22 protein-coding genes are annotated in these 25,905 nt (G+C 56.0%); 9 read left to right on the forward strand and 13 right to left on the reverse strand.

Annotation, left to right across the window (positions count from 1 at the left end; translation table 11 throughout):
• Window positions 1-384 precede the first annotated feature (384 nt).
• On the forward strand, window positions 385-1,767 hold the full coding sequence (locus tag Pla22_RS15855; RefSeq protein ID WP_146515809.1) for a sulfatase family protein: 1,383 nt from the start codon (window positions 385-387) through the stop codon (window positions 1,765-1,767).
• Window positions 1,768-1,781: 14 nt separating this feature from the next.
• On the opposite strand, the gene Pla22_RS15860 is transcribed toward Pla22_RS15855, so the two are convergent.
• From Pla22_RS15860 to Pla22_RS15880, 5 genes are all read right to left on the reverse strand, one after another.
• Window positions 1,782-2,435 (reverse strand): response regulator transcription factor, encoded by a 654-nt coding sequence (locus Pla22_RS15860; protein WP_242632092.1) that lies wholly within the window; start codon window positions 2,433-2,435, stop codon window positions 1,782-1,784.
• Window positions 2,436-2,721: 286 nt separating this feature from the next.
• Window positions 2,722-4,083 carry an ATP-binding protein gene (locus tag Pla22_RS15865; RefSeq protein WP_242632093.1) on the reverse strand — a complete coding sequence of 454 codons (1,362 nt, stop codon included), beginning with the start codon at window positions 4,081-4,083 and terminating at the stop codon, window positions 2,722-2,724.
• Between the two features lie 109 nt (window positions 4,084-4,192).
• The gene (locus tag Pla22_RS15870) at window positions 4,193-4,936 is read right to left on the reverse strand and encodes a UvrB/UvrC motif-containing protein (RefSeq protein WP_146515810.1); all 744 of its coding nucleotides are present in this window, start codon (window positions 4,934-4,936) and stop codon (window positions 4,193-4,195) included.
• A gap of 412 nt (window positions 4,937-5,348) precedes the next feature.
• Entirely contained in the window at window positions 5,349-5,777 is a 429-nt protein-coding gene (gene arfB, locus Pla22_RS15875; protein WP_146515811.1) for an alternative ribosome rescue aminoacyl-tRNA hydrolase ArfB, read from the reverse strand.
• Between the two features lie 51 nt (window positions 5,778-5,828).
• On the reverse strand, window positions 5,829-6,875 hold the full coding sequence (locus tag Pla22_RS15880) for a glycosyltransferase family 2 protein (RefSeq protein ID WP_146515812.1): 1,047 nt from the start codon (window positions 6,873-6,875) through the stop codon (window positions 5,829-5,831).
• 339 nt (window positions 6,876-7,214) lie between these two features.
• On the opposite strand from Pla22_RS15880, the gene Pla22_RS15885 reads away from it, so the two are divergent.
• The 5 genes from Pla22_RS15885 (at window position 7,215) to Pla22_RS15905 (ending at window position 11,639) form a co-directional block, all read left to right on the forward strand.
• Window positions 7,215-7,505: a hypothetical protein gene (locus Pla22_RS15885; protein ID WP_146515813.1), complete on the forward strand. Its 291-nt coding sequence runs from the start codon at window positions 7,215-7,217 to the stop codon at window positions 7,503-7,505.
• Between the two features lie 149 nt (window positions 7,506-7,654).
• Complete coding sequence (locus Pla22_RS15890) at window positions 7,655-8,698, forward strand: agmatine deiminase family protein (protein ID WP_146515814.1); 1,044 nt, start codon at window positions 7,655-7,657, stop codon at window positions 8,696-8,698.
• Entirely contained in the window at window positions 8,695-9,498 is an 804-nt protein-coding gene (locus Pla22_RS15895; protein WP_146515815.1) for a purine-nucleoside phosphorylase, read from the forward strand. Before Pla22_RS15890 ends, Pla22_RS15895 begins: the two co-directional genes overlap by 4 nt.
• A 112-nt stretch (window positions 9,499-9,610) precedes the next feature.
• Complete coding sequence (locus Pla22_RS15900) at window positions 9,611-10,390, forward strand: tributyrin esterase (protein ID WP_242632094.1); 780 nt, start codon at window positions 9,611-9,613, stop codon at window positions 10,388-10,390.
• Between the two features lie 160 nt (window positions 10,391-10,550).
• On the forward strand, window positions 10,551-11,639 hold the full coding sequence (locus tag Pla22_RS15905; RefSeq protein WP_146515816.1) for a hypothetical protein: 1,089 nt from the start codon (window positions 10,551-10,553) through the stop codon (window positions 11,637-11,639).
• A 169-nt stretch (window positions 11,640-11,808) separates the two neighbouring features.
• On the opposite strand, the gene mfd is transcribed toward Pla22_RS15905, so the two are convergent.
• The 3 genes from mfd to Pla22_RS15920 form a co-directional block, all read right to left on the reverse strand.
• Entirely contained in the window at window positions 11,809-15,084 is a 3,276-nt protein-coding gene (gene mfd / locus Pla22_RS15910) for a transcription-repair coupling factor (protein ID WP_146515817.1), read from the reverse strand.
• 147 nt (window positions 15,085-15,231) lie between these two features.
• Window positions 15,232-15,651, reverse strand: coding sequence for a hypothetical protein (locus tag Pla22_RS15915; RefSeq protein ID WP_146515818.1), 420 nt, complete (start codon window positions 15,649-15,651; stop codon window positions 15,232-15,234).
• Window positions 15,652-15,904: 253 nt separating this feature from the next.
• Window positions 15,905-17,338, reverse strand: a complete 1,434-nt coding sequence (locus tag Pla22_RS15920; protein ID WP_146515819.1) for a hypothetical protein — start codon at window positions 17,336-17,338, stop codon at window positions 15,905-15,907.
• A gap of 153 nt (window positions 17,339-17,491) precedes the next feature.
• On the opposite strand from Pla22_RS15920, the gene Pla22_RS15925 reads away from it, so the two are divergent.
• Window positions 17,492-19,816: an efflux RND transporter permease subunit gene (locus Pla22_RS15925; protein ID WP_146515820.1), complete on the forward strand. Its 2,325-nt coding sequence runs from the start codon at window positions 17,492-17,494 to the stop codon at window positions 19,814-19,816.
• Window positions 19,817-19,947: 131 nt separating this feature from the next.
• Here Pla22_RS15925 and Pla22_RS15930 read toward each other — a convergent pair whose 3' ends face one another.
• From Pla22_RS15930 to Pla22_RS15940, 3 genes are all read right to left on the reverse strand, one after another.
• The gene (locus Pla22_RS15930; RefSeq protein ID WP_146515821.1) at window positions 19,948-20,904 is read right to left on the reverse strand and encodes an AEC family transporter; all 957 of its coding nucleotides are present in this window, start codon (window positions 20,902-20,904) and stop codon (window positions 19,948-19,950) included.
• A gap of 203 nt (window positions 20,905-21,107) precedes the next feature.
• Window positions 21,108-21,914, reverse strand: a complete 807-nt coding sequence (hemQ, locus tag Pla22_RS15935; RefSeq protein WP_146516553.1) for a hydrogen peroxide-dependent heme synthase — start codon at window positions 21,912-21,914, stop codon at window positions 21,108-21,110.
• Window positions 21,915-22,180: 266 nt separating this feature from the next.
• Window positions 22,181-22,621, reverse strand: a complete 441-nt coding sequence (locus Pla22_RS15940; RefSeq protein WP_146515822.1) for a hypothetical protein — start codon at window positions 22,619-22,621, stop codon at window positions 22,181-22,183.
• A gap of 175 nt (window positions 22,622-22,796) precedes the next feature.
• On the opposite strand from Pla22_RS15940, the gene msrA reads away from it, so the two are divergent.
• Together msrA and Pla22_RS15950 are read left to right on the forward strand one after the other, a co-directional pair.
• On the forward strand, window positions 22,797-23,462 hold the full coding sequence (msrA, locus tag Pla22_RS15945; protein WP_146515823.1) for a peptide-methionine (S)-S-oxide reductase MsrA: 666 nt from the start codon (window positions 22,797-22,799) through the stop codon (window positions 23,460-23,462).
• The gene (locus Pla22_RS15950; protein ID WP_146515824.1) at window positions 23,459-24,025 is read left to right on the forward strand and encodes a hypothetical protein; all 567 of its coding nucleotides are present in this window, start codon (window positions 23,459-23,461) and stop codon (window positions 24,023-24,025) included. The genes msrA and Pla22_RS15950 overlap by 4 nt, the downstream gene beginning before the upstream one ends.
• A gap of 251 nt (window positions 24,026-24,276) precedes the next feature.
• Here Pla22_RS15950 and Pla22_RS15955 read toward each other — a convergent pair whose 3' ends face one another.
• Window positions 24,277-25,272 (reverse strand): acyl-CoA desaturase, encoded by a 996-nt coding sequence (locus Pla22_RS15955; RefSeq protein ID WP_146515825.1) that lies wholly within the window; start codon window positions 25,270-25,272, stop codon window positions 24,277-24,279.
• Between the two features lie 370 nt (window positions 25,273-25,642).
• Complete coding sequence (locus Pla22_RS15960) at window positions 25,643-25,867, reverse strand: small basic protein (protein ID WP_146515826.1); 225 nt, start codon at window positions 25,865-25,867, stop codon at window positions 25,643-25,645.
• Window positions 25,868-25,905: the final 38 nt, after the last annotated feature.

The raw sequence follows: 25,905 nt of genomic DNA on the forward strand, positions 1-25,905 counted from the left end.
CGTAGCTACCGATGACGGCAAGGCAGGGGCAGCCGAATCTGGTTCGAAGCACTGCTTCATTTTCTGTTTGCAGTTCAATCTCAGCCGGGTGTCGTGGACGAGGCTACGAGTCCCTTGTCTCCGCCAACGCTGACGGCCTTGTTGCCTTGTCCACTACCCCAAAGCTCGGTGAGGTTCAAGCTTAAGGCGTTCAGGCCGATGACGCTGCACGGGGATTGCGCTGCCATTACCGCGGCCAGCGAGGTCGAATCGCTGGGTTAAGACATTCCTCGTTTGGGACCAACAAGCAGCACGCGGTTGCGGGATTTGCTTTAGGATGGGCGGGCGGCTTGCGGTTGGGTGAGTCGTTGTTGGGGGCCGCTTTCTTTCATGCGTTGAAATCCTATGAATCGTTTCCTGGTTGCTGCGTTTTGCAGTGTCTTTCTGGTTGTCACGTCGGCGGCTGGTGAGGTACCGCGACGGCCGGATGTGATTGTTTATCTGGCGGACGATTTGTCGGCGGCGGACCTTTCGATCTATGGCGGAACGAGGATTGAGACTCCGGCGATCGATCGTCTGGCGGCGGATGGATTGACGTTCGATCGAGCGTTCGTTGCGAGCCCGTCTTGCGCGGTTAGCCGGGCGGCGTTGCTTACCGGGTTGATGCCAGCTCGAAACGGCGCTGAAGAAAACCACAGTTGCCCGCGGGAAGACGTTCTGCGGTTGCCATACGTCTTGAGCGAGCTCGGTTATCAAACTGCAGCATTTGGCAAAGTTGCTCACCGAAGTTGCGCGTCGGGATATAAGTTCGACGTGACTGATTTGAAGCAGGACATTCCTGATGTGCAGATCCGCGTGAAGAGGTTTCTTGAAAAGCGTAACGACCCGCGACCGCTGGCGTTGTTCGTCGGTGTCTCGAACCCTCATGTTCCGTGGCCTCGCGAGTCGACCGTGGATCCGGAAACGATGTCCATGCCGCCTCAATTGCTCGACACACCACGTACCCGAGTCCAGCGTTCACGTTACCTGCAGGAGGTCAAAGACCTGGACGCTTACTTGAGTGAACTTCGCGAGTTGACGGACAAGTACCTTTCAAAAGATCAGGTGTTCGTCTTTTCGAGCGATCATGGAGCTCAATTTCCGTTTGGGAAATGGACGCTGTATGACGAGGGGATTCGAGTGCCGTTGATCGTGGCCCGCGCGGGCGAGGTCAAGGCTGGATCGCGAACCGATGCGATGGTGAGTTGGATTGATCTGTTGCCGACGTTGATCGACATCGGTGGCGGTCACGTTCCCGAGAAGTTGGACGGACGATCGTTCAAAGCGGTTCTAGACGGTGAATCCGATTCTCATCGCGATCGAATCTTTACCGTGCACAGCGGTGACCGAATGATGAACGTCTATCTGAGTCGCAGTGTTCGCACGGACCGTTACAAACTGATTTGGAATCCTCACCCCGAGTTCGCATTCACGACCCACATCGATCTGCTGCGGCGAACGACTTCCGGTGACTACTTCGAAGAATGGACACAGGCGGCGAAGACGGATGAGCACGCCGCGAAAGTGCTTGCCAGATACTACGGTCGTCCGGAATTCGAGCTGTTCGATCTGAAAAGCGATCCACACGAACTCAACAACCTCGCAGGCAATTCCGATCTGGCTGACGTGCAGCAAAGTTTGACGTCGGAGTTAAACGCGTGGATCCAAGAGCAGGGAGATCAGCTAACCGTCTTTCACGAGCCACTGATGTTGGACTCGCCGGAAACATGGGTCGCTCGAAAACGGTAATGGTGTCCTTGCCGCTAGGACTCGTCGTCTTGGTCTAGGTTATCGTCGATATCCTGGTCATCGAGAGGTTGTGGTATCGCCGGGTCTTCGGGGGCTCGTTTGCGAAGTTTGCGTTGCAGCGAGCGGCGGTGAATGCCCAACCGCCGAGCGGCTTCGGAGATGTTGTTGCCGCAGTCGGATAGGACTCGGTGAATGTGTTCCCACTCGTTGCGTGCCAAGCTGGGTGCCGGAAAGGCGAGTGCTCCATCGGGCACGGTGGGTTCTTCGCCTCGCACGAAGGCACCCAGGATGTCGTCGGTATCGGAAGGCTTGCTCAGGAAATTCACCGCGCCCGCACGGATCGCATCAATCGACGCCGGGATACTGCCGAAACCCGACAGCATAATGATCCGCGTGTCAGGCTTCATTTGCAGCAAACGACGCAACAGGTCCAAGCCGCTGCGGCCGGGCATTCGCAAATCAAGCACCGCCAAGTCGGTCGGACGGTGACGAAAGACCTCCACCGCTTCATCGAACGTGCCAGCGGTTTCAACGCGGAAGCCCCGTTGTTGCATTGCCAGGGCAAGACGCTCACGAAGGACGAACGTATCGTCGACCAACAGTATACTGTCGGCACCCACCATGGTGGCGTCGTAAACAGTCGTCGAAGCGTTGGTGTCGTTGTCCACTTGCAGAGCTCCTCGTCATTGGAATCGTGATCCATGACAGTCTACACGATCGGTAAGTCAAACGGAATCTATTGCGGCCGATACGAGCCAACAACGAGGCAATCGGCGGCTGGATTTCGCGAAAGTTCACGCAGACGTTCACGACCTAGCCAGCGAAGAAGCTCACTGCGATGTGCGTGATGATGTTCACGGCGATACTCGTGACGATCTTCGCAACGATGCTTACGGCGATGTGGCTGACAATCCAGGTCGTGCGGTGGCAAGTCGGTCGGACCCACCGACATGGCTAGTCGTGCGATTGCGAATCTGGATCGCGTTTGAGCGGAATGGTTACCGTGGCGGTGGTGCCTTGTCCAACTTTGGAATTGAAGTTTAAGGTTCCGCCGAGTTGCGAGATCACATTGCGGGTGAGAAAGAGTCCCAGCCCGATCCCGCGACCAGGTTCTTTGGTGGTAAAGAACGGATCGCTGGCCCGATGGAGCACTTCACTGCTCATTCCGTCGCCAGAATCGACCACCGTCAACTGCAATGTCTCGTCACTGACTTGCGAGGATAGCAGCACACGGCCTTCATTGCCGCTGGCGTCTAAACCATTGTGGATCAGATTGCGAACGGCCTGGGCGACGGCTTCTTGCGGAACCCAAAGGGCGGTTGATTCAACCGCCTCGGTCCCATCGGTGACATCCACGCGGTGGGGATCACGAATGCCTTCAAGCGTTGTATCGATCAGGTCGCCGACCGTCGTGCGGTCCCATCGCTGGGCCATCGAATCACCGGCCGCCGATCGCATCCGCTGCAGGATTTGACGGCACATGTCCAATTGAGCGTCGATCAATCGCAGATCAGTATCGACCGATTCGGGCTTGGCAACGTCTTCGAGGTGACGCGAAAGTTCTCGCACGATGACATCAATCGTCGAAAGTGGTGTCGCGAGTTCGTGCGCGGCTCCGGCGGCCAACGTTGTTAATCCCTCGAGTCGATGCGAAGCGGCCTGTTCAGCTTGGGCGATCAGCAGTTGCCGTTCGCGTGCACGAAGTTCACCGGCGGTCCGCGTGACGAAGTACGTCACCACACTGGCGCAAGTGGTGAACGCAAACAGCAATCCGACCCGCTGCAGATGGCTAATCGCACTGGGCATGGTTTCCACATCTAAGGGAAAGCTGAGTGCTGGGATGGATCGAGAAAGAAACAGCAAGCACGTGTAGCCGATGACCGCGGTCGCCGTCAGAATCCAAGCAGCTCGAGGGCGGATCATCACACCGCCAACGGCGAGGTTCACGAAGTAGAAGAACGTGAACGGGTTGCCCGCGCCGCCGCTAAGGTGCAACATCAACGTCAGGGTGATCAAATCCAGGACCATCAACCCCAAAGCAAGACCGTGCCGAACGCCCGAGGATTGATCGTCTTGAAACCGGGCGTGTCGCTGGGTGGGCCAACGCAGGGTGAACCCGTAGGCCACGTTCGTGACCGCTGTTAACAACACCAACAGAAACAGCGACTGGTACGGTAGTTCCACGTCGGTGAAAACGCGAGCGGCGATGATCGTTGCGAGTTGGCCCGCAACGGCAAAGGTCCGTAGATTCAGCAGCCACGTCGACGAACCCAACGGGGCGGGGGTGATCAGCGAGAAGCGTGATGGATCAGGCAAGAGCAGCGACTAGGGGGAAGGGCTACGAAGAGCGAGACCGCAGCAAATCAGTACGGCAAACCAATACGGCGAATCATTACAGCAAAGCGAACCGCGATGCCCGCGCCGACTAGTTTTCGTGCCGACGGCTAAGTTCGTCGCGAAGTTGGGCGGCGAGTTCGTATTGTTCGTGCTCGACCGCTTCGGCGAGTTTTTCCTTTAGCGTTTGCCCGACGTGGTATTCGGTTCGCAGCGATTCGCGAAGGTCGACCAAACGCGTGACCAGTTCGTCTTCGTCGAAGTGTTCTTCGGCTTCGTGTTTGATGAAAAACGCGCGCATGATTTCCAGTCCAGCGTTAATCGCTTGAACGGCATCTTCGGCGGTCTCGCCGTCTTCCTCTTCCAAGTGCCCGAGCGCATCGGCTTGCGTACGATGGAACAGCACAAATGGTCGATATTGTTCGTGCGATTGAGACCATTCTTCGTCGGGACTCATGACACTCGATAAGTCCATCAAGCGAAGCGTGTGATCGGCGTCCATCACCGCGCGGTTGTAATACTGGAGCCGCAACCAGCAAATTCGTCGGTGGTAGAACTGCATGAATTCGCGATCGACTTCGCCGCACTCGTCTTCGGTCAAGACGTAAGCGGGATCGTTCAGGTGAACGTGTTGCAGTTTCTCGAGCATCGATTCATGCTCGTCGATCGATTCCCCGTCGGGACGCCCGGTCGTTTCAAGTTGCAGGATTCCCATGTCGACTCGCATCTGCAAGACGTCTCGACCATCTTTGCCCTTGGTCATGCGGACATTCAGGGTTTCGGGGTCGAACTTCCACTTTGCCAGCAAGTCGTCGATATGGGGATGTCGTTTCATCAATCCGTTCGTCTGCTATGAAAAGATAAGTCAGGAAATAGTTTGCTCGTCCTGAGCGAAAAACAACTCAGCTATCCGCGCTGTCCGGTTCGCTAGGCTGCTGTGTTCGTCAAATCAAAGTTCGTTTCGTTCACCCGCCGGATAAGTTCACCTAGTTCACCCGCGTATCAAAGTCACTTGGGTATCAAGTTCACCCGCGTATCAAGTTCGCCAGCGAGCCTTGGTCCGATTCGTACGAGCATTCAATCGCACTCACCCCAATCTAAAGGTACTTTGCCGAGCGACTTGGTGTGAACAGGATTCCAAAAAACGGCTGACAGGTTACGAGCAGTTTTGCCAAAGGCAGCGATTCCAAGGAGTATAACAACCAATTATAGCAGCCACGAATTGAACGTGAAGCATTGGCAATTCCTCACTCGCTTTTCCACGAACCGCCTCGGCCTTGCTTCTTTTGGCTGTTCTGTTTTTTTTGGTCCAAACGCCGCCGCTGACTTCCCTTGGTGGGACGAGTTTTCTTGCGTTTGATGGGTGCCGATTGGCACTCTAGCAACAAGTCAACGAGTTTTTGACGAACGTCCGCCAAATTGCGAACTTGATCCCGATACTTTTCGCTCTGCAGCACGACCTCGCCGGCTTTGTTGATGCGATTGGAATGGCGAGACAAAAAGCGACGTCGCCAATGTTCGTCCATTTCTTCGCATTGCTCGACGGACCACTTCAGCGTGACTTTGGAGTTCACCTTGTTAACGTTTTGACCGCCCGGGCCTCCGCTGCGTGCCGCGGACCAAGAAAGTTGTGCCGCCGGAATGGTCAGTCGCGAATTGATGAAGAGATCTTCCATGATGCTTCGTGAACGTCAGTCGTGCCGGTGGGTTGTGATTGAGACGCGGCGCTACACGTCAGCAGTGGTTTCAATGGAACTAGAAGGCGAATGGTCGAACGCCGGTGCGAACGTCTTCACGGGCGACGGGGTTGTGGGGACAGGTGAACGTGCCCCCGGGGTTTCCGCACGATGTATTTTTTTAGCGGCCATATTGCCCAATCGACGCAGCGTACGACCGGGCGACATCATCAAAGCACATGCCAAGCGAACCGATCCACGGATCTTGCGACGACCATAAAGTTCAGCGATCGCTTTTCGGTACTGACCGATAGAAAGGCAATCGACCACAAACATCCACGATGACGGCCAACGATTGCAACGATGGGATTGCAGGAATTCTTCGAACGTACTTTCCGTTTCGTGTCGTTCTCGCTGCCACGACGTCGCTGCAGCATACTCGTTATAAAGCTGAGCCTCGACGATACGGCGGCCGTTGATACTGCCGGTATGGAATCGATAAGACAATAAAATCGTGTCCAGGTTCGCCAATCGCGAAACTTCGCCCATCCTTAGGAACATGTCCCAATCTTCCGCGATGTCATGCTTCCAATAACCGCCGATGGAATCAAACAGCGACTTGCGAAACAGGATCGTCGGATTGCAGATCGCGTGGTGATTTTTGCGAAGTGCCGCGACGATGGAATCATGATCGAGCGGAAAGTTCGATGCCAACCCCGCACTACGTTCACCGAGGCGTCGAATCTGGCCGCCCACTAATCCCACTTCGGGATGCCTTTTCAGATAAGCCACTTGCAAGGCTAGGCGATCCGGTTCGCAAATGTCGTCGGCATCCATGCGAGCGATCAGCGGTGCGGATGCGGCGGCAATGCCAGCGTTGGCGGCCGCTTGTTGGCCTTGGTTTTCTTGTTCGATCAGGATGATGCGAGAATCAGTCTGGGCAAGCTCGCGAAGGTACGATCCTGAGCCATCGGTGGAACCATCGTTGACGACGATTAGTTCCCAATCAGCGAACGTTTGGTGAATGATCGAATCCATCGCCTGCGCCACGAAAGGCTGCGCGTTGTAGCACGCGACGACGATGGATACTTCAGGCATAGGAACGGTGCGTCAATGATCAGAGGAACGCTGCATCCGAAAGTGATGTTAAGGAATCCATTTATCGTTGTCGCCAACGGTGTTGGATTCAACGAAATTCTGGTCCTTGAACGTCGAAAACGATAGCGGTTTTAAGGATTTTATCGCCAAATGGCCGATGAAACCCACCGTATTGTAGGGTTCTTTCCGAATACGCGTCCCTTAACGGTTAGAACCGCGAATAATTCTATGGCTGTCCCCGGCTTCGCAGGTAAGAAGTCGTTTGTTAAGTTATCTTGTTGTCGCCACCGCGGAAGGGTGGCCGTTTCTACTTGAACCCTCTCAAACCCACAACTGCTCATGGCCCGTCAGGTCGTCAGTCGCAAAGCAAAAGCAGCCGAGGCCGAAGCTGCCGAACGACTCGTCGCGGAAGCGAAAGCGAAGAAAAAGTCCGGCAAACGCAAAGCCAAGAGCGCAGCGGATGTCCGCTTGCGTCTCTATTGGGGCGTCTTCAGCCAAAATCTCAAACGCGTTGCTGTGTTTGAATTTGATCAAGAAAGCGAAGCTCGCAAGCGAGCAACGGAGTTGAGCAAGGGCGGGAAATCGCCGCACTTCGTTCAACGCGTCAAAGAAGAAATCAAGCCTGAGTAGGCTGGGTGGTCGGTTGCGCTTCAGCCGGACGACGTTAAACCCTCCCCAGCCGAACTATCTCGGCTGGTCTATTCACGCTGAACCTTTCGAGATGGACGTTCCGGCTTGGTCGCAACGCGATCGGGCGAGTATTCACAGGTCAGGCATCCATGCCATCTTCTGTTGACAATCGAGTCCCCGCGGACTGGGAACCGGTGGAGCGCGTTTGGTTGGCTTGGCCTCACAACCGTGATACTTGGCCCGGCAGCGAGAACGGAACGCCGCGGTTCGATCGGATTGAATTGGTTTACTTGGATCTGATCCGCAAAATCGCTCCCCACGCGCGCGTCGGAGTTCTGGCCAGCGGCAATGTCGCTCAGCGCGCCGCCGAGATGACGCAAGGCATCGACGCGGTCGATCTATTCAACGTGCCGACCAACGATGCGTGGATGCGAGACTACGGTCCCACCTTTGTCGCCTCGCGTTCCACGGGTGAACTGCACGCGGTCAATTGGCGTTACAACGCTTGGGGTGGGAAGTATCCGCCCTGGGACGACGACGACAAGGCAGCCGCAAGGATTGCCGAACGACTTGGAATGAAGTGCGTGTCGAGTCGATTGACACTCGAAGGCGGTAGCGTTGATTTCGATGGCGATCACCGCATGCTCACGACGCCCGGATGCCTGTTGGTCGATTCCCGCAATCCGGGTTGGACCAAAGAACAGGTTTGTCGCGAAATATACGAGCAACTCGGCGTCACCGAAATTGTTTGGGTTGATGGCGGCGGACTCGATGGCGACGACACCGACGGACACATCGACCAGGTCGCTCGCTTCATCGATAAACGCAATCTGGTGGTCGCGGTGGCTGACGAAGATGATCCCAACCACGATGGACTGCGACAAAACTTGAAGCAGCTTGAATTGTGGGGCGCGTCAACGTACCCCCAGGTCACGGTCCACCCTTTGCGCATTCCGCCACCTCGTTTCATTGATTCAACGCGAGTGCCCGAAAGTTATTGCAACTACTTGCGACTTGGTCGCGACCAAATCTTGATGCCGTCGTTTGGTGCGAGTACCGACGATGAGGCAGCCGAAGTTTTGGCTGACGTGTCGGGTGCTCAGATCACTCGCGTGGATTGTCGAGACTTAGTGTGGGGCCTCGGTTCGTTGCATTGTTGCTCCCGTGAACAACCCGCTGTGAGACCAAAATGAAACTGACGCACGCTGTCGATTATCTAAACGGACTTCTCGGCGATAGACGTTCCCCGGAAGTGGCGATCATTTTGGGCAGTGGGCTCGGTGGTTTGGCTGATCTGATCGAAGATCCTCTTGCGGTCGACTATCACGACATTCCGGACTTCGTACGTTCCACCGCCGGCGGACATCGCGGGCAAATGATCTTTGGATCGCTTGGGTCGGTTTCGGTCGTCGCAATGGCGGGACGCTTTCATCGATACGAAGGATGGTCCAATGACGAGACCGCGTATCCGGTCCGCGTGATGCAGGCCTTGGGCGCGACTCGGATGATCGTTTCCAACGCTGCTGGTGGTGTAAATCCCAAGCTAAAGGTCGGCGACATCATGATCATCCGCGATCACATCAACTTGATGGGCGGAACCTTTGCGTTCAATGCCAGCGGCCGATCGAGGTTGGGTCAATCGAGTCGCCACCCGATCTATGACGAAAGCATGATGGAAGCTGCTCGTGTTGCAGCCATGCGAGCCGATTTCAGCGTCATGTTTGGATGTTACCTGGCAACCTTGGGACCGACCTACGAAACGCGGGCTGAGTACCGAATGATGCGAAAGATCGGCGGCGATGTCGTCGGGATGAGTACGGTGCCAGAGGTGTTGGCGGCTGGTGAATTGGGCATGAAAGTGCTGGGTTTATCGATGGTGAGCAATGTGGCGGACCCCGATCGCCCGAATGTGGCCGACCACCAGGAAGTTCTCGCCGCAGGGCAGGACGCAGCGGTTAGAATGGAAGCCATCGTCCGGGGCGTGCTGGCATAGCCCGCAATCTCCTGGCGACCTACTTCTGCCCTCGTCTATTCTTCCTTTCCTCGTCTCTGGATCGCAGGTCTACTGCAATGCGATCGGTGGTGAGGGGAATCAAAGCACTAAGATGTCGTCATCTGAATCGAGCAAATCCGCAACGAAGATCAGCGGATCGTCACTGGGTGATTTGTTAGCTTCGGTGCAACATCAGTTCGCCATGGACAAGATGAGTCTGGCTGAACTGCGCGAAGCGATTCATGAGATTCCCGCGTCGGCCGACGACCAAGATCTGGTCAACGTTGCGATCACGGGAGCCAACGGGCAACACAACGCACTGATGCGTTTAGATCATCCGGTGCGTTTGCAAGTGGAAGGCTCGCTCGGTGATTACGCATTCGCGTTTAGTAGCCAAGCCGATGTTCGTACCACCGGCGGAGTCGGACACGGAGTCGCCGAAGGAATGATTGGCGGAACGATTCGCGTTCGTGGTGATGCCGGTGATGGAGCGGGGGCTGCGATGAGTGGCGGAACGTTGGCCGTCTATGGCAACGCCGGTCACCGTTGTGGCGGAGCGATGCGAGGCGGTGGTATCTTCGTTCGCGGCGATGTGGGTGATGAATGTGGCATCGGTGCATTGGGAGGCATGTTGGTGATTGGCGGAAACGCGGGACACAACTTAGGCGACGCGATGAACAATGTGACGGTGTTTGTTCGCGGTAAGTACAAGAGTCTGGCACCGGGCGTCACCGAGGCTCCGCTGCGGAAACGCGAAACACTGCGGTTGGGGTTGCTGCTGATCAACGCTTCCATTCGAGGCGACTCCAAAGACTTCCGACGAATCGTTCCCGAAGCAATGTTGGCGGCCGAGATGGCTGGCCGGGGGGAAGTGAACCCGCATTGGCGCTGATCAAAGTTCGCATGTCTAACCACACCCGAAAATGCTCGCCAACATTCATGGCAACGCGGACTCAGCAAGTTGCCATGGTTTCCATTCGTCTATTTCTGGTGGCCTCGCCGTTCCGTTCACTTTCTTCTTCCATTGAATTCTTTCCGACTTATCTGCTTTGATGAATGATCGACTCGCACCACTGATTTTCATGCCGCCTCCCACGGGCAAGTTGTGGACGGGGACTTCGGCTGATGCTGGCACAGGCACCGCGGTCACGATCCGACGCAGTGATGAATCGGTGGTGAATCTGCCTTTGCCGGCGTTTTGGTTGGATCCACCTTGGCATCGCATTCCCGCGGTGGTTGCGGATGTTGTCGCCGGCATCATCGCTGACATGGGAGTGGTTGTCTCGGCGCTATTGCGTGATTTGTCCGAAGAGAGTTCACCGGCCTCGTTTCATTCAGCGGAAGTTCAGGTTCCACGCCACCGCATGATTCCCTATCGTCCCGAACGATACGGATTGTTGGCGGACGACTTTGATCACGTTTCGGTGGTGGACTTGCGATTGGCTACCACACGCGACGAGAACGGACGGTTCGCTTATTCGCCAAAGCAGATTCAACGTTGGGAAGCGACAGCCGACGATGCTCCGCTGGCTGGCGGTGGTTGGGTGCCAGCGGCGACGTTCCCGCCCGACGTCCCTTCGTTAGATCACTTGAATGCCAAGATTGATCAACTGCACGCGCTGGCGCCGAAGGCGGCGGTGATGGTGTCCATGAATCCGCATCGAATCGCGGCTGAATTGCCTCTGGTGTTGTCGCAGAACCCAGACGGTGTGATCTTGCGATGTGATGACGTTGGCTTCGACGGGCTGATGATGGCCGCAGCAACGCGTTTCGCCTCCCGTGCAATCGCCAAATCGGGCAACGTGATTCCGCTGTGGATCCATGGAGGTGACTTAACGCCTTCGGACGCCGCCAAGTTGGTCCAGCTTGGCGCTAGCGCCGTGTCGATGGATAGTTGGTGCAATCAAGTGATTTACCGAATCGAGGCAACGCTCGTTCAATCATCCGCAGCACGTTTGGGTTACAACGTTCTGCGAGATATCACGCCAGCGACGATTAACGCTCTGGTGCAGGAAGAAGTTCAGGACGAACTCAACGAGTACCTGGGACTCTGCGAAGCCGCTGGTGCAAACGGAAACGACGAGCGTTTGATTGCCAAAGACGGACACTGGGCCAAAACGTTGGGCTTAAAGCAGGTTTAATCGCACCAATACGCTGGTTGCGACTGGGGTTAGAACGAGTCGCCAGTTCGTTATGCGTTGGCTGGGCACTGGCCGGAGACGTTGCGTATCGTTGCGAGCGGTTTAATGATCAAAAACGCTCGCCTTCGGCATCAACTCAAGTGACGTAGGTGAGCGCAAGTGTTCTAGGTCAGCCCAAGTGAAGTGCTGCGCGAGCAAGTTGCAGCCAACTGGTGCCGGCTTCATCGACACTCATGTTGTACGCTTGAGTTGGAATGTACGCCTTGGCATGGTCAACAATGCGGATCGGAATCGAGCTAGACTTTGCCAACTGTTCCATGCGTTGCCGATTGGTGTAATGCAAAACGATGAACCGGTCGTTGTTGGTGATTGATGCGATCAACCACGCGGCAGCATCGAGACGCAATTCTGCAAGTTCTAACATCCGTTGCACCGGAGGCGGTAAAGCACCGAAACGGTCGACTAGCTCTTCGCGAACGTCCCCAATTTCTTTGGCGTTGTTTATCTTTGCGATCCGGCGATAAAGGTCGATCTTGTGTCGCAAGTCCGGAACATAGCCTTCGGGTAAATACGCTTCGACCGGCAAATCAATATCAACATCCGCCGACAACTTGGGCGGTAGCTTTTGCAATTGGCGAACGGCGTCTTCGAGAAGGTGACAATACAACTCGTAACCGACCGCTGCGATGTGTCCACTTTGCTGGCTTCCGAGCAAATTGCCGGCACCACGGATTTCCAAGTCGCGCATCGAAATTGCGAAACCCGCACCCATTTGCGAAAACTCTTCAATCGCCCGCAACCGCTTCGTTGCCTCGGGCGAAAGGTGCTTGTGTTCATCGACGAGCAGGTAGCAATACGCTTGATGTTTGTAGCGACCGACTCGACCCCGCAGTTGGTGCAGGTCACTGAGCCCGTACCGATCACCATCGTCAATGAAAATCGTGTTGGCGTTAGGGATGTCCAAGCCGCTCTCGATGATCGTGGTCGCAAGCAGCAAATCGAACTTATGCTCGATGAAGTCCACCATGACTTGTTCGAGTTCGCCTTCGCCCATTTGTCCGTGCCCACACTGAATGCGAACTTCGGGAACGATCGACTTGATTCTGGCGGCAACGCTATCCATGTCGCCGATACGATTGTGAACGAAGAAGATTTGTCCGCCTCGGTTGAGTTCACGCACGATCGCCATGCGTATTAACTCGTCGTCCCAGCGAGCTACGACGGTTTCCACGCTTCGTCGTTCGGCGGGAGGCGTTTCCAAATTGCTAATATCGCGAACGCCAACCAAAGCCATGTGCAGGGTGCGAGGAATCGGAGTCGCCGATAGCGTGAGCACGTCGACGTTCGAGTGCAGTGTCTTGAGTCGCTCTTTAACAGCCACACCGAAACGCTGTTCTTCGTCGACGATAACTAGGCCAAGGCGACTGAAGTCGACGTCTTGGCTAGCCAGACGATGTGTACCGACAACAATGTCGACCTTGCCACGCCGGAGCTCTTTGACCGTTTGCCGTTGCTGAGACGCTGTGCAAAAACGGCTTAGCTTGGCGATATCAACCGGGAACTCTGCCATGCGTTCGCGGAAGTTGTGATAGTGTTGCTCGGCCAAAACAGTGGTGGGCACGAGCACGGCGACTTGGTAACCGCTGGTCACTGCTTTGAATGCCGCCCGCATCGCGACTTCCGTTTTGCCAAAGCCGACGTCACCGCATATCAATCGATCCATCGGTCGATTGGATTCCATGTCAACCTTTAGCGTCGCGATCGCGGTCGCTTGGTCAGGCGTTTCGACGTATGGGAAACTCGCATCGAACTGACGTTGCCATTCATTGTCGACATCGAACGAGATGCCTCGAAGCGATGAACGTTGGGCCTGCATTTCGATCAACTCAACGGCCATGTCCGTGACTGCCGATTCCGCCGCCTTCTTCTGACGTTCCCAGGACTGACCGCCGATCTTGGCGAGTTTAGGTTGAGTTTTTGTCCCACCGACATAGCGTTGCAGCAACCCAATTCGGGACGCGGGCACATAGATCTTCGTGCCGCCGTCGAACTCAATGGTCAAGTGTTCGAGGTGTTGACCGTTCTTTTCGATGTGCTTAAGACCGCGGTAAAGCCCGATGCCGTAGGACAGGTGAACGACCAGGTCGCCCGGATCGAGCTGCATCAAGCTGCCGATCGGTTTCCCGCGTGAACGCGATCGTCCGCGCCGCACGGGGGAGCGATGGAAGAGCTCTGCGCCGGTAAGCACAAGCACATTGGCTTTGGTGAGTCGGAAACCGCCGCTGATCTGGGCGATATCGAGGTGAATTCGACCTTGCCGTGATGCTTCGGTGTCGTGCAGCAGTTCCGTTAAACGTTCGCCATCGGCGGGCGTGTCGCCGACCAAGATCACTTCATGTCCCGCCGCGACCGTGTCGATTCGGGTGCGGGTTTCATCTAGCGAAGCGGCAAACGCATCGGCGCCGGTGGAATTGAGATCGACCATCTTCTTGCGAGGGCCGCCCGCGAGCATGGTTGCCGTGACGATGCGATGCTTGGCAAATGACTTGAGTAGCTTGTTGTGCGGAATCAGGTTGCCGCGCTCGCCACTTCGGCGCACCAAATCATCGGCGGCTTTCTTAACATCGTCGGCGTCGACAATCACCACCAAAGTATCGTCGGGCAAGTAATCGGCAATCGAACCGAGCGATTCATCGTCGACATGAGCGTCTTCGTCATCCGAATCTGACACTCCCACCGCTGCGATCTCAACGTGACTGATCGCTTCGATGCTGCGTTGGGAACCGATGTCGAACCGCCGAATCGACTCGATCTCATCACCAAACCATTCAATTCGAATGGGCAGCGGTTGATCGGCGGAATAGATATCCAGAAGGCCGCCGCGCGTCGCGAACTCACCGGGCATTTGAACCGCGGTCGTGGAAGCGAACCCAGCTTCGGCAAGCCAGCGACGGATTTCTTCGGGGTCGACTTCGTCGCCAACCGCGATACGCCGGGTAGAGTCTTCGAGTGTTTTGGGAGTCGGCACCCTCTGCATGGCACCACCGATGAAGGCTGTTACCAACAAAGGACTCGGAGAGCCCGATGGGTGCGAGGCCCAACGCTGAAGCACCTGCAAACGCTCGGCGTAGTCTTCGTCGCGGATGGCGGCCGCGGTAATATCGGCGGCGGAAAGAGGCAGCGAGATTGCATCTTCAACGCCAAAAGCAATCGCATCACCGGCGACGATGTCGGCATCCGCGGCGTGCGGGACGATCATCAAGATGCTGGAATTCTGGCGGGCTGCTGCCGCTGCGAAGACTCCGCGAAGGCATCCCCAAACACCAGAGAACGCGAGCGTTTCGCCCGGCGAAATCTCGGCTAATCGCGCGCAGATGCCCGCCGACTCGTCAATCAGTGCGGGTAGGTGATGGAGCTTCGATGGTGTCGAAAGGGCGCTTGGCATCCTGGGCGACGGAAATCATTCCGCTTGCTGCCTGACTCCGTTAGGACGTGCATTCAGATCGTGCAAATCGGGCTAGCTAAACGCCCGCATGCTCACTCGAACCGCAGTCCGCAGCGAGCATTAACCGCACAACACTTTGATGAATGGTTAACCCACGCACCATTTGTTTTGGAACCACTCCACGCGATCAGATCGACGGGGACTGTAGTTCGCGGTAGCCTTGAACTTTTGGTTTTCCATGTAGCTACGGAACGCCAAGAACGGCACTTCCGCGTGCTGAGCGACGACGTCGACCATCTCGCTATCAGGTTTCCATTGATACAAGATCTTGTTGTCTTTTTCGAACCAATTGTCCAAGTACTCAGCGCCTGAGGTGCTGGTCACGACAAAGTCACATTCCTTTTTGCACAAGAATCCTAGGAACGCCGAAGCCAAAGCTCGGGTAAGTTCCTGATCACCGTCGCACGAAGCCGAGGCAATGTTCCAAAGCGTGGCAAAGCCGTCCTCATCAAGATCGTCCTTGGATACCTTGATTTCAACGTTCTCTAAACCTTCTCCGACTGACATGGATGTCCCTTCGACAAATGGAAAATGCGGATTTTGGGTGTGTTTCACTTCATTATATCGCTCAGCAGCTAACCCGACTAGGCAGCCTTGAACAGGTAGATGCCTTGGCCGGTGGGCTGGGCGTAGGCCCCTCGAAATGGCCTCAGGTGATGCAATCCCATTGATTGGCGAACTGGTCGCCCCATTGATCGGCGAACTGGTCGCATCGGTTGAGCTGGAGTGACCCGCCGTACCAGCTCGCGGCGCCGCTTGGTTAAGCGAGTCGTTTTTTCAGGTTCCACCGTTGAGGCAGTTGGCAAACCGCGACGGCAACGAAGATCGCTAGGCAGGGTGTGGCGGGAGCTCGCATGCGAGCATTGGTCCAATACACCGAATGGACGATGGTTAGCGCCAGCACCAACGCGAAGCTGGTCCAAGCAATCGGATGTCGATAACGATGCCTCATCGCTTTGACACCCACAATCACCGCAACAAAGAACGCGACGTAGTACAGCCCCGCGATGAGGCTCAAAAGAACAGATCGTCCCGCGACTAAGTGCGGAAACGGAGCCCACAAACGGCAGGTCCGAACGACACAGGAATAAACAAACATGACGGGATGACGCCGGATGACCGCCTTGGCTCCCTCGTAAAGCATGCGGTCATCGTTGACTTCAGTCACCTTCGACATTCCCTGATCTCCCAGATTTCCCTGATCTTGCTGGTCGTTGCTCAATGAGCGAACCGGCACGTCAGTCCAATCGGTGTCCCAGAATTGTTCGGTCCGAATGTCGCCATCGTAGCGATGCGCGTAAGCATCAAAAAACGAATCGGTCTGCCAAGCCGAGAACCAACTGCCCGATCGAAGGTAATCGTAGAACTTTGGATTGTTGGCAAGCAGCAGCGTGTACCCACCGTGCGAAGTTCCCCAGATCGGATGCCCCATCTGTCCGACGTTTCTCGCGGTCCACAAGCAGAGCGGAATGGCGAAGACTAACCCGATCGTCGCCGCGGTTTTCCAGGCAAACCGAATCGGTATCATGGTGGGAATGCTACGCCGAGCACCCAAGATCCCGTAGCCAAGCACCACGAACGCCGCCCAGACAAGGAACGTTGGTCGGCACAGGAACGCGAGTCCAAGGAGTCCCCCCAGTACCGCGGCGGACGACAGATCGAGTCGGTTGAGCCGGTGGCTTTCGTCTTCGCGTCGTTGTGCTTCGCGACCAATCCACCAAAGAACGATCGCCACCAGCATCGCCGCAAGCGTTTCGGTCATCACCATCCGAGACTGCTGCACCAAGATCGGGTCGATCACTACGAGGGCCGATGCAACGATTGGAATCATCCAGTCCCGATCGGATTCTCCGCCACGATCCGCACCGACCTGTACGAAATAGCCAGCGGCAAGGTACGTGGCAACGACCGTAACGCCAGCCATCAAGCTATGCAAAAGCACAACCGCGATTGGTAAAACGGCTCCGCCGGTGGCCAGCATCGACAGCAAGATAGGATACAGCGGAGGACGAAAGGCTGTTGGGTGCGGTTGACCGTCGCTGCCAACCAGACCATACACTCCAGTGCTGCGCAAAGTCTCGGCGATGGCTCGATAGGCGTCGGGATCGTCGCTAAGGCTTGAAAAAGAAGCCAACCCAATCAAACCGCGAACACAAACGGTCGCAACAAACAGGATGACAACGATGCGGTTCATACACGGCTTTCGGGGCGATCTCGGCTTGCCAAGCAATTTCGACGGGTTGATAAGTCTCGGTTGGCTCAAGAGTATCGGCCAGCGAACCATTCTCGACGGACTGGTGCGAGCAGCATACCTTACGCCTCCCGCCCGGCGGGAGAGAAAAGTCGTATGTTGAACTATCAAAAGCGTATTGCCGAGTGGCTGATCCAGTATCGCTGGATCGGAATAGTCCTGGCGTTGTTGACCTTCGCGGTCGCTTGGCCGAGTGCTCAGAAACTGGAATTCGATCGATCCATCACGGCGATGTTCGACCCCAGCGACCCAACGCTGCAAAGTTACCAGCAACTTCAATCCGAGTTCGGTGGCAACGCCGTCGTGATGCTCGTCTATCACGACGCGGATTTGTGGTCCGACGACGGTATCGCTCGCAATCAAGCGATCACCGCCCAAGTTGCCGCGGTCGAAGGGGTGACCGGCGTGCTGTCGCCCTCGGTCCTGAACGCCGCGGTTAAGCAAATCCGTCCCGGCTCGTTCTTGACCGGTTCCGAGCCGCTGCTCAATCGTCGCGATCCGATCTCACGTGGCTTCGACCAAATGTTTGTGGGATACACGCATTCCCCAGACCACGCTCACGGCGCCGTCGTCGCGATGCTCGATCCTGGCAACACTCAAGCCGCCATTCAGGGCATGCGCGATGTGGTGAGTGGCCTTGAGTCAAATGACACCAATCCGGATCGTTCATCAACCAGTGAAACTACGGCTGATGAACAAAACGCAATCGACCTAACGCTGATTGATGACATCGATCTTGTGGGCGAGCCGGTGTTGATCGAGGAAGCCTTTGCCCTGATCGAACGAGATGGCGTTTGGCTCGCGACGCTAACACTTTCGTTGCTTTCACTTGTCGTCTTGGTGTCACTGCTCGATTTGCGACTGGTCGCTTTGTCGATTGTCGTGATCGGTTGGGCGGTCACGATGACCCAAGCCACGATGCAATGGATGGGAACCGAATTGTCTTTGGTCAGCACGATCTTGGCCGCGATCACGACGGTCATCACGGTCACATCGGTGTTGCACATCGGTGTACGTTTCCGCATCGTTCGCAGACGACAAGGCAGTTCCAGGACAGCCGCATTTACGGCGCTTTCGATGCTGATGCTTCCGATCGCATTGACCTGCGCAACCGACGCCGCTGGCTTTGCCGCGTTGGGCGTGTCCCGGATTTTGCCGGTTCGTCAGTTCGGCATCATGATTGCGATTGCTGCGACAGCGGTGTTGTTGGGCTTGGCGTTGATCGGACCACTTTTGTTAAGTGCACCGTCGATGGCATTGCTTTCGAGTCCGTTTACTCGTATTCGACGTTCTTTTCTTGAGCCGTTGCAGCGAGCCATCCATCGCGGATGCTTGATCGTGGCGAAGTTTTCCGTTCAGCACTTCACCTGGATTGCGATCGCGTGCCTGGCGATGTCCGTGTTCATCGCGCTGGGGTGGCAACGAGTTGAAACCGAAACGAGCTTTCTAAAGAATTTCAGGGACGACAGTTCGCTGGTGAAGTCTTACGAGCGAGTGGAAGACGAATTCGGTGGGGCCGGCGTATGGGACGTGTTGATCGACGCTCCTGCGGAAGTGGGATCTTCGTTCTTGAAGAAAGTACGGAAGTTGGAACATGAACTCCGGCGTGTCGACGTCGACGGTGCGAGATTGTCGAAAGTGTTAAGCCTTGCGGATGCCGATTCGGTGCTTTCCCGAGTGACGTTGATGCGACTCTTGGCGGCCAAGACTCGTTTGGCTGGCATGCAACAAACGATGCCCGTGTTCTACCAAGCCTTGATGACGGAACCATTGGATGAAGAAACTCGACGATTGCGATTAATGATTCGCAGCGAGGAGGATCTCGACGCGAATCAGAAAATGAAATTGATTGCCGAAGTCGAACGAGTTGTCGCCGCCAGCGAGGTCGGCAAAACGGCGAAGGTGACCGGTTACTACGTGTTGATGGCGCGACTGATCGACGGGTTGATCGACGACGGTTGGCGATGCTTTTTCGCTTCCGCCGTGTTGGTGTGGTTGTTGCTCGTCGTCTCGGGTCGCTCAATCAAGCGAGCGACGATTGCGCTGGCTATCAATTTGCTTCCTGCTTTGCTGGTGATTTCCGCGATTGGTTTGCTCGGCAGCAAGGTCAACATGGGGTCAGCAATGATCGCGGCTGTTTCCATTGGATTGTCGATTGACGGAAGCGTGCATTTCTTAGCATCGTACCGCCGCATGATCGCCAGAGGCCGCAGCACGAAGCAGTCAGCCACTCATGCCTCGGCGGCGATTGGCGTGCCGATGATTTTCGCGACTCTGGCGTTGGTGATTGGGTTCGGCGGATTGGCCACAAGCGAGTTTGTTCCCACAGCAACATTCGGTGTCTTGGTCGCCGCGACGTTGGTGGTGGGAACGATCGTCAATCTGACCGTGCTTCCAAGTCTTATCGCCAAGGCCGATTGACGATTTGCGTTGTAAATCGAATCAAGCGGCGGGCGAGATGAATCGCCGAGTGATACATCGGAACCGTCGACCTGAATCCGACCACCCCTGCACTCTTGATCGCGTCCTCGGTTTGGGGTTGCTTGTTGGAGCTACAGACCTAGCCACCATGCTCCGATGGCGAGCCACGCTGGGATCAAGACGATGCCGGCGATCGACGTCGATAAGACTACCTCAATCGCGGTCTTGGTATCTCGCTCGTAAAGTCGTACCAGAACAATGGGGAAGATTGCGACCGGCATCGCGGCTTCCAGAATCATCACGCGTTTGAGGTCCACCGAACTGGTCAATAGCATGGCGGCGGTGAGCATCAGGGCGGGCATGACCAGTTGCCGCAAGAATATTCCCGACGCGATCACCTTCCATGAACCTAGTCCACCGGAAGTTCCCATGAAGTCGACAATGATCGCACCGCCAAGAAGTAGGCCCAACGGAATCGCGCAATCACCGAGCGTTCCGATCGCTGTCAAAATGGGATCGGGAAGGTACTGATCAAAGCTGAGTAGTCGCATGCTCGACGCGAACACCACGCCGAGCAGAGGAGCACTAAAGACTGCCTTCTTCCATTGACCACCACCGGAACCGCTGATGATCATGATCCCGACGCTCCATAACGCCAAGTCGACTCCGACATTGTGCAAGATCAGCTCGAGCAGGACTTCCGGATAGAACTTTTCAGCCAACGGAAGCGGGATGTATCCGTAATTACAGATGCCGACGCACAACGCAAACGCACGCTGCTTGGCGTCGCTGTCCAGGCCCACGCGGGGACCCACCACTCGGGCAAAGAGAAGTCCGATTCCAAACCCGACCGCGGTTGAAAAGAAACCGAACAGCGGTGGCGGCCAAGCGGTTGTCAGCGAGCCGAATTCTTCGCTACCGAGAATTTTGTGAATGAAATAAGCCGGTAAGGTCACATTCGCCGTCAGCGATGCCAACGTTCGGTCGGCTTGCGGAGTCAACCAACCCGTGCGACGGCATATCGCACCAACGGCCATCACCAGGAACACCCCCATGACACTGCTGATGATGGGGTAAAGAGAGGTCATGAAAAAGGGATGGGGGCGGGGTGGGTGAGCTTAGCGGTCGTAAAAGTCGTCAAGTCGATCGGCAACGAAGCATGCCACGCCGAAAGTTCATGACTTGTGGCGCCGCCAGCGACGGGCTTAGTGATCACAGAGGGCGTAGTTGCTTCGGATGTGGTTGCCACAGGCGTAGTTGCAACGGGCGTAGTTGCTACGGATGGGCGGAATTACTTTCCGACGACTTGGCAATGTTCGAGAATTTCCAGCGGTGTGGCTTTGTAGCCAACGTAGAACGGCCCAAACTCAGCGTACTTGGCACTGGCTTCGTCAAATCGCATCTTGTAAACGATCTCTTTCAAGTATTCCGGGTTACGTGCCCACAGTGTCACCATCCATTCCCAGTCGTCAACGCCAACGCCGACTGAAATCAATTGGCTGACTTTGCCAGCGAATGCCATCCCGCTTTGCGCGTGCTCGGCCATCATTGCGTTTCGCGCACTGAAAGCTTCGGTAAACCAGTTCGCTCCCGGGACGCGACTCTTGTTCATTGGATAAAAACAGGCCGCCGGCAAGTCGGGAAACTCGGGCCGCAACCGTTGTTCGTTCATCATCGGCAAACGACGTTCATACGCCGACACCTTCGCGGCGACTTCCGGTGAATTAGGATCCGCGCCACCTCGCACCAAACGTTTCTTGAACTCTTGCACCGAGGGAACGTACTCACTCACTTCGCTCATCGACACGAACGACCAAGTGGGTTCGATGTATCGGCCAATGCCAGGAGCCATGATGGACTGGTGAATCGAATCGACTTTGGCCGGATCGGGATCCATCACCATCACCGCAAAGTCAGCTCGATGACCGCTGGTCCAGTAGGTTGCTATTCGCTCGGGTGCATCCGATGGATTGAGGGCCGCAAGAAAAGCAGATCGTTCCGCTTCATTCAGCACACCCGTCATCGCGTCACGTCGAAAGCGGTAAAAGAAGTGACCGCAATGCCAGCCATTTTCTGGAATCACCGATGGTTCCGGCAAACGTTCCGGTGCCGGTCGTCCAGATGTTGGGCGACCGCCGGATCCACCCGCTGCCGCAGGACGTTGACCAGGGTTGCCAGCGCCAGCGTGAGCGGGTTGACCAGCGTCGGACGAGGGACGTTGGTTTTCCGGAGACGAAAAGACGCTCATGAGCTTATCTTTGAAGAAGTTTTTCATGGAGTTTAACTGCGGGGACTTTCGAGAGTTCACGATTGACCATGGTAAGGACAGCGGCCGAATTGGGCGAGCGGAGGCACGTGATGCGACTAATCGCTGCGACGTTCCATCCACACCAGCAAGCAACCGCCCAGCACAGTCGACCCACTTTCGCCAATCGACCACCACGCTGGCAAACCCGCCATCGCGTCAATCACGCCTTGCATCACCCCAAAGATAATTGTCAGTCGGGCGAGATGGCGTATTAACGGGCGGTATCGCTCGAAATCCGACGCTGCAATCCAAAGCAAAACTCCGACAAAGCCGTACATCAGGCTGAGGTGGCGGGCTAGGTAAAAGGTCAACGGTGAATCGGGGAATGGGTCAAAGCCAAGAAACTCGGACGTCTCGACCATCCACTTCTCGGGCATGATGGCCGCGCCAAAGGCGAAAAACGCCGCCACGGCGACGCCGCGAATTGCCAGCTTTAATTGCTCGCGTGGAGACGCCCAAAACGAGCGATTCAGCGGATTTTCGACAGATTGAGACATCTTCTCTCCAGCACACCGCAACCGCCAAACCTGACTTTTGTTGTGTACTCGCGGTATGATACAGGTTGTCGGTCGACGCTATTTTGACGCAGACGTAAAATGGTGTACCACGGATGGTCAGTACACAACCCACCGAGATCGTTTCCCACTGTCTCCCACCCCATAAGAATGATTCATGTCCAGTTTCCCCCGAAATCTGATTCCGCGAATCGTGGCAACGTTGGCAATCGTCACCGCTTCGGTCGGCAGCATCGCGACGGCCCAAAGTGAAGGCTCGGCCAATAGTGACGCTCTCTCGCAAGGCAAAGAGGCGGTCGCCACGTTGGCCGGTGGCTGCTTCTGGTGTACCGAGGCCGTTTTTGAAAATATGGAAGGCGTGAACGATGTGGTTTCAGGCTACATCGGTGGGCAGGTGCCCAACCCAACCTACGAACAGGTGTGCGGGAAGCTCACCGGACACGCCGAGGCGGTGGAGGTCTATTACGATCCAACGAAGGTTACCTACGAAGAAATCTTGAAGGTCTTCTTCAAGACTCACGACCCGACCACGCTGAACAAGCAAGGTGCCGATGAGGGGCCTCAGTATCGCAGTTCGATCTTTATTCACAGCGCCGAACAAAAACAGATCGCCGAACGCGTCATCAAGGAGCTCACCGATGCTCATGAGTATCGTAAGCCGATCGTGACGCAACTCGAAGTTGCGACCGAGTTCTACCCGGCCGAGGAATATCACCAAGACTACTATCGTCGCAATCCAACGGCCGGCTATTGTCGAGCGGTGGTGGCGACGAAGGTCAAGAAATTTAAGAACGTGTTTCCTGAAAAAGTGAAGCAGGAATGAACGCTCACATCCGCGGCGCTGCAACGGTCGTCTCTTCAGCGGTCGTCTCTTCAACATTCGTCACTGCAACGGTTGTTCTAGTTGCTGTTGCCGTCATGGCGACCGATGCCTCGGCACAAGTGGTTCAACGACCTTCGATCGAGACCTTCACGTATTCGGGCAGTGTGCTGGTTCCCGATCAAGGTTCCACGTATTTGGGCGGCGTGTCGCGGGCGTCGACCTCGTCTAGCCGACGCGGTTTGAATCATCGCTTTGGCGGAGCCATGTCGCACCACGGTGCGGCAGTGTCAGCGACGATCATAGATCTCGATGCGATGGATCGAGCCATTCGAGGCACCGATTCGTCAGCGGTTGTCCAAATCGATCCAAGTTCGCGGGCGGCGAAGACGCAGCGCGGCAAAGCGCTGGTGCGATTGGCACGCCGGCAATACCGCGATGGCCAACAGGGCGAATCGTTCCAAACGTATCGAATCGCCATCACCATGCTCGACGGTAACCTTCAAGATCTCGCGACCAAAGAATTTCGCCGAGTGTTTGGAGTCGCCGCAACGCAGGTCAGGTAGCGGTAGCCCTCGCCGTGTCTTGAAGCCCTGTTTTTCCTGCCGTTCAGCGATTGCCCGCCGATCGGCGGTTGCCTGCCGTTTAGCGGTTATCTGCCGATCTGCGTTTGCGTGCAGAGCAGGGTTTTGCCTGCAGGACACGGTTTGCCTTCAGGTGGGGGCTACTACAGGTCGGGAGCTACTTTTCGATCGGGAGCTAGGTTCGTATTCACCATGCCAGAACGAAACACTGGTGGGACCAGTGATGCGCTGGTTTAGCGATTCGACTTAGGTCGCACCACGTCTTTGGCCAAGCCGATCATCTCGAGAAACTGAATCACTCGCCAAGACATGTCAAATTCCCACCAGCGATGACCATGAGCGGCCGATCGCGGTTGAGCGTGGTGATTGTTGTGCCAGCCCTCGCCGTGGCTGATGAGTGCGACCAACCAATTGTTGGTGCTGTGATCGCGAGTTTCGTAGTTGCGATAGCCAAACAGGTGCGAGAGCGAATTGACGGACCAAGTTCCGTGCAAAACGAACACCGTGCGAGCAGCCACGGCCCAAACGGTCCAACTGGCTGCATAGCGAATCACTTCGGATCCGCTGCCACCCACGAAGTATCCAAACGCTGCGCCCGCCATTGTGATCAGGAGCGAATGGAATAGGTAGACGAAGAACCACCCGTCGTGACGCTCAAGTCTGAGGTAAAACGGATCACGTAGTAGATCTCGCACATAGCGTTCGTAGTGACTGGTCTTGTCTAAGTCTCGGTGGCGACAAACGACCCAGCCCACGTGTCCCCAAACGAAATTGGCCAGCGGCGAGTGAGGGTCGGGTTGACGGTCGCTGTGTTGATGGTGCATCCGGTGAATTGCGACCCAGCGAGCTGGTGAATCTTGCAGGTTGCACATTCCCATCATCGCTAACGAATGTTCCAACCACTTCGGGCAAGTGAAGCCACGATGCGTGAGGAGCCGGTGGTAACCAATCGTGATGCCGAGCATTCCGAAGGTAAAGTGACCGAGAATGCCGAGGATCAAACCCGACCAAGTGAACAGGTAAGGAATGAAGATTCCGAGGGCCAAAACATGGACGACTGAAAGCACCGCCACATAGGACCACAGGATCTTCAGGGGCTGGGTCGCTTCGGGCAACGGAATGCGTTGCGGATCCAGCCCGGTATCAGGAACATCGACGATGGTATCTTCGTTAAATCGACTGGCATCGTTCGGGGCGACTTCGTCAGTGTCGGCGACAGCTTCGCTCATGGGGTGCTACACGTGTGGGGGATGGAAGAGGCGATGCTTCTACGGGCGATGCTTCTGCGAATCAAAACGGCATGCTGTCCCACCGCCGATCTGCGAATGGGCTCTCCTAGCATAGCTACCATCCTAAGGCGTATTGGTTTTCATTGGCACCGCAATTTGTCCTACGTTTTCGATTCCAAGCGGGAAATCCATGGCGAATTTCGCGTCGGTTGTCGGTTGTGAACGGCCGGATCTGCCGATCGGGTTCACCGTGCGACTTACCTGAAACCCCGCAGGCAAGCTGTCGGGACAACTCGCGGGCAACAAAAAAACCGACGCGGCCCGTGATCGAGCGGCGTCGGTTTGGTGGATCTTGGGAAGATCGACGGGACTACTTCTTCTTCTTAGTAGCCTTATCGTCCTCTTCAGCCTTCTTAACTTTCTTCTTACGCTTCAGCGACACCTTGACGACTCGCGTCTTGGGCATCCCAACGAGGCTGGCTTCTTCGTCGAATTTGCCCAGATTCTTCATTTGGGCGACTCGTTCGGCTCGCGTCAGAACGTTGCGAGTCTTGATGGCCCCGGCTTGCACCTTGAGGCTGCGGTCCATGGTCATGGCAAAAACCTGGTCAGATCGTGATAGTCAGTGGAAAT

It is taken from the genome of Rubripirellula amarantea (assembly GCF_007859865.1).
Classification (GTDB): domain Bacteria; phylum Planctomycetota; class Planctomycetia; order Pirellulales; family Pirellulaceae; genus Rubripirellula; species Rubripirellula amarantea.

What these genes read in the sequence shown, in the direction of transcription:
- Pla22_RS15855 (WP_146515809.1), top strand. Translation starts at nt 385, where the DNA reads ATGAATCGTTTCCTGGTTGCTGCGTTTTGCAGTGTCTTTCTGGTTGTC.
- Pla22_RS15870 (WP_146515810.1), bottom strand. Translation starts at nt 4,936, where the DNA reads ATGAAACGACATCCCCATATCGACGACTTGCTGGCAAAGTGGAAGTTC.
- arfB (WP_146515811.1), bottom strand. Translation starts at nt 5,777, where the DNA reads ATGGAAGATCTCTTCATCAATTCGCGACTGACCATTCCGGCGGCACAA.
- Pla22_RS15880 (WP_146515812.1), bottom strand. Translation starts at nt 6,875, where the DNA reads ATGCCTGAAGTATCCATCGTCGTCGCGTGCTACAACGCGCAGCCTTTC.
- Pla22_RS15885 (WP_146515813.1), top strand. Translation starts at nt 7,215, where the DNA reads ATGGCCCGTCAGGTCGTCAGTCGCAAAGCAAAAGCAGCCGAGGCCGAA.
- Pla22_RS15890 (WP_146515814.1), top strand. Translation starts at nt 7,655, where the DNA reads ATGCCATCTTCTGTTGACAATCGAGTCCCCGCGGACTGGGAACCGGTG.
- Pla22_RS15895 (WP_146515815.1), top strand. Translation starts at nt 8,695, where the DNA reads ATGAAACTGACGCACGCTGTCGATTATCTAAACGGACTTCTCGGCGAT.
- Pla22_RS15900 (WP_242632094.1), top strand. Translation starts at nt 9,611, where the DNA reads ATGTCGTCATCTGAATCGAGCAAATCCGCAACGAAGATCAGCGGATCG.
- Pla22_RS15905 (WP_146515816.1), top strand. Translation starts at nt 10,551, where the DNA reads ATGAATGATCGACTCGCACCACTGATTTTCATGCCGCCTCCCACGGGC.
- mfd (WP_146515817.1), bottom strand. Translation starts at nt 15,084, where the DNA reads ATGCCAAGCGCCCTTTCGACACCATCGAAGCTCCATCACCTACCCGCA.
- Pla22_RS15915 (WP_146515818.1), bottom strand. Translation starts at nt 15,651, where the DNA reads ATGTCAGTCGGAGAAGGTTTAGAGAACGTTGAAATCAAGGTATCCAAG.
- Pla22_RS15920 (WP_146515819.1), bottom strand. Translation starts at nt 17,338, where the DNA reads ATGAACCGCATCGTTGTCATCCTGTTTGTTGCGACCGTTTGTGTTCGC.
- Pla22_RS15925 (WP_146515820.1), top strand. Translation starts at nt 17,492, where the DNA reads ATGTTGAACTATCAAAAGCGTATTGCCGAGTGGCTGATCCAGTATCGC.
- Pla22_RS15930 (WP_146515821.1), bottom strand. Translation starts at nt 20,904, where the DNA reads ATGACCTCTCTTTACCCCATCATCAGCAGTGTCATGGGGGTGTTCCTG.
- Pla22_RS15940 (WP_146515822.1), bottom strand. Translation starts at nt 22,621, where the DNA reads ATGTCTCAATCTGTCGAAAATCCGCTGAATCGCTCGTTTTGGGCGTCT.
- msrA (WP_146515823.1), top strand. Translation starts at nt 22,797, where the DNA reads ATGTCCAGTTTCCCCCGAAATCTGATTCCGCGAATCGTGGCAACGTTG.
- Pla22_RS15950 (WP_146515824.1), top strand. Translation starts at nt 23,459, where the DNA reads ATGAACGCTCACATCCGCGGCGCTGCAACGGTCGTCTCTTCAGCGGTC.
- Pla22_RS15955 (WP_146515825.1), bottom strand. Translation starts at nt 25,272, where the DNA reads ATGAGCGAAGCTGTCGCCGACACTGACGAAGTCGCCCCGAACGATGCC.
- Pla22_RS15960 (WP_146515826.1), bottom strand. Translation starts at nt 25,867, where the DNA reads ATGACCATGGACCGCAGCCTCAAGGTGCAAGCCGGGGCCATCAAGACT.